Raw genomic sequence first — 3,412 nt, forward strand, 5'->3', positions numbered from 1 at the left:
CGCCCTACGCGGCCGGGGTCGCCGCGGCCCGGGCCGGTGCACACGCGGGCACCGACATCTCCGACGGCCTGCTCGCTGACCTGGGGCACATCGCCGCCGCGTCCGCCGTCACGATCGATCTCGCATCGGACACACTCGAACCCGGCGCCGACCTGTGCGCGGCCGCAACGGACCTGGGCGCCGACCCGTGGGGTTGGGTGCTCACCGGCGGGGAGGATCACGCGCTGGCCGCGTGCTTCCCGCCGGAGGTGACACTGCCGGCGGGCTGGCGCCGCATCGGAACGGTCCGTCCGGGACCACCGGTAGTCACTGTCGACGGCCGCGACCACACAGGCCCCGGCGGTTGGCAGAGTTTCTCGAGATAGATTTCCGGGCATGGCTGTCTACGCACTCGGTGATCGTGTCCCCGATATCCACCTGGAGGCGTGGGTGCACCCCGACGCCGTCGTGATCGGCAATGTCACCCTCGGCGCACACGCCTCGGTGTGGCCCACGGCGGTGCTGCGCGGCGACTACGGGTTCATCACCGTCGGCGAGTACACCAACATCCAGGACGGCACGATCATCCACTGCACCGCGATCGAGGCGACGATCATCGGCGCCCGCTGCGTGGTCGGGCACAACGCGCACATCGAGAGCGCCACCATCGGCGACGGCTGCCTCATCGGGTCCGGGTCGCTGGTGCTCAACGGCTCGACTCTCGGCGCCGGATCTCAGGTGGCCGCCGGTGCGCTCGTCCCACCGCGCTTCGCACTGCCCGAACGACGCATGGCGATGGGTGTGCCCGCGAAGATCCGGGAGGGCTACGAGATCCCCGAGGGCAGTTTCGCCGCGAATGCCGAGATGTACGCGGCGAACGCCGACTACTACCGCACCGCGCTGCGTCGCATCGACTAGCCGTCACGACCGGACCGTCAGAGCAGGCCGCCGAAACAAGGAACGAACACCGTGACCGACCAACTCACCCCCGACATGCCGACCGGGCCGCGACCGCTCGCCGAGGTCGTCGAGCCAGGCTGGGCACAAGCCCTGGCGCCGGTCGCCGACGACATCAGCGCGATGGGGCAGTTCCTGCGCACCGAGAACTCTGCCGGACGCGGCTACCTGCCCGCGGGCGGCGCCGTGCTGCGCGCGTTCACGCAGCCGTTCGACCGGGTCCGGATTCTCATCGTCGGACAGGACCCGTACCCGACGCCAGGCCACGCCGTCGGCCTGAGCTTCTCGGTGGCACCGGACGTGCGCCCGGTACCGCGCAGCCTCGTCAACATCTACCGCGAGTACACCGACGATCTGGGATTGCCCGTCCCGACGAACGGTGATCTGACTCCCTGGGCCGAGCAGGGAGTACTGCTGCTCAACCGGGTTCTCACCGTCCAGCCCGGACAGCCCGCATCGCATCGCGGCAAGGGATGGGAAGCCGTGACCGAACAGGCGATCCGCGCCCTCGTCGCGCGGAAGACACCGCTCGTCGCGATTCTGTGGGGACGCGACGCGGCGACGCTGAAGCCGATGCTCGGCGGTGTGCCCACCGTCGAATCGGCGCATCCGTCGCCGCTGTCCGCATCCCGCGGATTTTTCGGATCACGGCCGTTCAGCCGCGCGAACGACCTGCTCGAACAGCAGGGCGGCGACCCGGTGGACTGGCGTCTGACCTGACCGGCTCGCGCCGGTCAGTTCCCCGTCAGCTCAGTTCCCCGTCAGCGACGAGAAGTCGGGCCGACGCTTCTCGACGAACGCGTTGGCACCCTCGATGCCGGTCGGTGACACCGCAGCCGACGAGATCGACTCGAGTTCGGCGGCGAGTTGCTCCGCGAGCGTCCGCTGATCCGACTCGGCGACGAGCCTGCGGATGCTCGCGTAGGCCGCTGTCGGGCCGCCCGCGAGGGTCCGCGCGATGCGCAGTGCTTCACCCTCGATCTCGTCGTCGGCGACGAGCCTGCTCAGCACACCGAGACGAACGGCTTCGTCCGCACCGAGAACAGCGTCGGTGAGGATCAGTTCGCGGGCACGGGCGATCCCCACGACCCGGGGCAGCGTCCAGGACATGCCGCCGTCCGGTGTGTATCCGATCGACGGATATGCGGCGCGCAGTTTCGTCGACGGGCCACCGAGCGCGATGTCGGCGTGCAGCACGATACTCATGCCCGCACCCGCGGCCCAGCCGCGTACGGCCGCGACGACGGGAACACCGACACCGTCGAGAGCGAGCACGAATTCGTGGAAGCGGTCGGCGATGTCGCGGACATGTTCGCGACGGTCGGCGGCGCCGGCGAATCCGCGGACGTTTCCGCCCGCACAGAAATTGGCGCCTTCGCCCACCAGGAGAACCGCGCGGATCTCGGGTCCGGCGGCCCGGAGGGCAGCGGCGCCCTGGTCGACCCCGGCGGGCGACAGGGAAGTGCCGTTCTCGGCGGTCGCCACGGCAATGCGCAAGACTCCGTCGGTCACGCTGACATGCGACGGGGACGTATCGGACGCGGCGCCGCCCGCGGAGAGGTCGGTCACAGGAAATTCGGTCACCTTCGGCACACTAGCCGCCGCCGCGCACCCGGCAAAACGAAAGTACCCCGGCGGTGCACGCCGGGGTACTTGTCGATCTGGTCTCGGCTCGATCAGCCGCGAACGACCTTGCCTGCCTTCAGGCAGGAGGTGCACACGTTGACCTTGCGGGTGTTGCCCGGGGCAACCTGGGCGCGCACGCTCTGGATGTTCGGGTTCCAGCGACGATTGGTACGCCGGTGCGAGTGCGAGACCGACTTCCCGAAGCCGGGGCCCTTGGCGCATACGTCGCAGACGGCAGCCATGTCGCGAACTCCTTGTTATGTAGTGGATATTGTCATGCTTGACCTACGAACACGGGAAAATCTCGCTACCCGTGCGAGGCAACCCTGCAAGAGTAGCGAATCCGGTGCCGGAAGACCAAACCAGCCTCCCGCCGGCGACGCAGTTACCCTGTCGGCATCGGGAATCGGCCGGCCTCGAAATCGGCGCGTTGCGGAAGAGGTGCCCACAGTTGTTCGACGTCGAGGACGTGGTGGACGTGCACGTGTTGTGCCGCTGGGCAGAACTCGGACTCGAGGCCATCGACGAGCGCCGCGACGAAATCAACATCCTCAACGTCTTCCCCATCCCGGACGGTGACACCGGCACGAACCTGCTGATCACCGTGCGTTCGGCGGTCGACGGACTCCGCGCCTCCGGCACACCGCGGACGGCCGCCGCAGTCTTCGACGCCCTCGCACGCGGTGCCTTCATCGGGGCACGCGGCAACTCCGGGGTGATCCTCGCCCAGATGCTGCGCGGAATGGCGGACTCCATCGCGACCGATCAGCAACTGGACGCGGCAGGTTTGGCGCGCGCACTCGACCGCGCCGCATCCGAGGTGACGCGCGCGCTGAGTGCACCCACGGAC

The 3,412-nt window shown here is 68.9% G+C and carries 5 protein-coding genes and 1 pseudogene; 4 read left to right on the forward strand and 2 right to left on the reverse strand.

Translation table 11 applies throughout. From position 1 onward, the window contains the following. From WAX14_RS20920 to WAX14_RS20930, 3 genes and pseudogenes are all read left to right on the forward strand, one after another. A pseudogene (locus tag WAX14_RS20920) lies at window positions 1–365 on the forward strand (thiamine-phosphate kinase); the annotation flags it as partial. Between the two features lie 10 nt (window positions 366–375). After that, window positions 376–897, forward strand: coding sequence for a gamma carbonic anhydrase family protein (locus WAX14_RS20925; protein ID WP_422629969.1), 522 nt, complete (start codon window positions 376–378; stop codon window positions 895–897). A 75-nt stretch (window positions 898–972) separates the two neighbouring features. Beyond that, the gene (locus tag WAX14_RS20930) at window positions 973–1,656 is read left to right on the forward strand and encodes a uracil-DNA glycosylase (protein WP_422629972.1); all 684 of its coding nucleotides are present in this window, start codon (window positions 973–975) and stop codon (window positions 1,654–1,656) included. A gap of 30 nt (window positions 1,657–1,686) precedes the next feature. On the opposite strand, the gene WAX14_RS20935 is transcribed toward WAX14_RS20930, so the two are convergent. Both WAX14_RS20935 and rpmB read right to left on the reverse strand, forming a co-directional pair. Beyond that, window positions 1,687–2,520 (reverse strand): enoyl-CoA hydratase-related protein, encoded by an 834-nt coding sequence (locus tag WAX14_RS20935; RefSeq protein WP_422629970.1) that lies wholly within the window; start codon window positions 2,518–2,520, stop codon window positions 1,687–1,689. Between the two features lie 92 nt (window positions 2,521–2,612). Continuing rightward, a complete protein-coding gene (gene rpmB / locus WAX14_RS20940; protein WP_003939060.1) occupies window positions 2,613–2,804 on the reverse strand; it encodes a 50S ribosomal protein L28 in 192 nt (63 codons plus the stop codon). A 209-nt stretch (window positions 2,805–3,013) separates the two neighbouring features. On the opposite strand from rpmB, the gene WAX14_RS20945 reads away from it, so the two are divergent. Further along, window positions 3,014–3,412: DAK2 domain-containing protein (locus WAX14_RS20945; RefSeq protein WP_422629971.1), on the forward strand; the 399-nt coding region annotated here is incomplete at its 3' end.

The organism is Rhodococcus sp. (in: high G+C Gram-positive bacteria) (assembly GCF_049299235.1).
Classification (GTDB): Bacteria; Actinomycetota; Actinomycetes; order Mycobacteriales; family Mycobacteriaceae; genus Rhodococcus.